Here is a 1,597-nt window from a genome sequence, read left to right on the forward strand (position 1 = left end):
CGCCACCGCGACGCGCACCGCGCGGTCCAGCCGCAGGTCCGCGCCGGCCAGCGTGCCGTCCGCCAGCGTCAGCCGCCCGTCGCGCCGCAGGATGCGACGGCCCTGCAACGGAAATTCGGTCAGCGTGGTGCCCGCGACCGCCATGCAGTCGCTGACCAGGAACAACCCTCCAGGCCGTGCGCGCAGCGCGACGCGCAGCGCCGCCGGGTCGACATGGGTGCCGTCCGCGATGATCCCGGCCTGCGCATCGCCCGACAGGACCGCGCCGACCAGACCGGGCTGGCGGTGGCCAAGCGGGCTCATGGCGTTGAACAGATGCGTGGCGCAGCGCGCCCCCGCCGCAAAGGCCGCCTGTGCCTGATCCAGCGTGCAGTCGCTGTGGCCAAGGCTGACGATGATCCCCGCCGCGGTCAGGGCGGCGATCTGGGCAGGGGTGGCGGCTTCGGTTGCCAGGGTCACCATCAGCGCGGGTAGGTCCGCGCGGGCGGCGATCAGGGCGGCCATGTCGGCATCGGTCATCGGGCGGATCAGGGCTGCGTCATGCGCCCCGGCGCGGCGCGGGTCCAGATGCGGCCCCTCCAGGTGCAGGCCCAGAAAGCCCGGCGTGTCGACGCGGGCGGCGGCGATCCCGGCGGCCAGCACGCGTGCCGTGACCTCGGGTCCGTCGGTGATCAGCGTCGGCAGGATGCCCGCGCAGCCCAGATCGCGATGTGCCGCGCAGATGCGCGCCAAGGCTGCGGCGTCGGTTCCTGCACCGACCATCAGCCCGGCGCCGCCGTTCACCTGAAGGTCGACAAAACCGGGGGCCAGGATGCCGGGCATCGGAACCACGCCCGCCGGGCGCGGCACGATGGCCTCGATCACCCTGTCGCGCAGGATCACCGCCATGTCGTCCAGCAGCTGCGCGCCGTCGAACAGGGTGGTGGCGGCCAGGGTCTGCAGGGTCATGGCGCCCAGGCCCGTGCCATGTCCAGCGCACCGTCCACGCCTGTGCCGCGGGCGGGAACGACGGGCCAGTCCGCCGCCAGCGCCGCGGCATAGAAGGGGCCCAGCCCGCCGGTGCAGACCACCGGCAGGCGGTCGCCATCCTGCAGCACGCGCACCGCGTCGCCAATCTGGGCCACCGCCTGGTCCAGAATCGCACGGGCCGCGGGATCGTCCGAGGCGACCAGGCGCGGGGCCAGTTCCGCAAAGCGCGCGGGCGCGGCGCCGGTGCCGAAGGCGATGATCCCCTCGATCCCGCCGAATTCGTCGCGCAGCGCGGACAGCAGGGGCGTGTCCGGGACCAGCCCGTCGCCCGCCCGCATCGCCCGCGCCAGCAGGGTGCGGCCCAGGACGGCACCGCTGCCCTCGTCCCCCATCAGAAAGCCGCGCCCCCCGATCTGGCGCAGCTGGCCGCCGCGCTGGACCGCCAGCACCGACCCGGTGCCGACCGCGACCAGGATGCCATCATCCGCGCCAAGCGCGCCACGCGCGGCAGTGACGGCATCGTTCACCACCAGGCTGCGCGCGAAGGGCAGGCGCGCCTGCATCGCGCGGGCCGCGTCCTGCATGCCGCCCCCCGCCAGGCCCAGCACCGCGGTCAGGTCCGCAGGCG

General features: G+C 74.8%; 2 protein-coding genes. Both read right to left on the reverse strand.

The window, feature by feature from the left end; translation table 11 throughout:
- On the reverse strand, positions 1 to 948 hold a 948-nt coding region (locus FHD68_RS18480; protein WP_139086568.1), incomplete at its 3' end, for an N-acetylglucosamine-6-phosphate deacetylase.
- Positions 945 to 1,597 (reverse strand): glucosamine kinase nucleotide-binding domain-containing protein (locus tag FHD68_RS18485; protein WP_139086570.1); only part of this gene is annotated, 653 nt, incomplete at its 5' end. The genes FHD68_RS18485 and FHD68_RS18480, both read right to left, overlap by 4 nt.

The sequence above is a fragment of the Paracoccus marcusii genome (assembly GCF_006151785.1).
Taxonomy (GTDB): Bacteria; Pseudomonadota; Alphaproteobacteria; order Rhodobacterales; family Rhodobacteraceae; genus Paracoccus; species Paracoccus marcusii.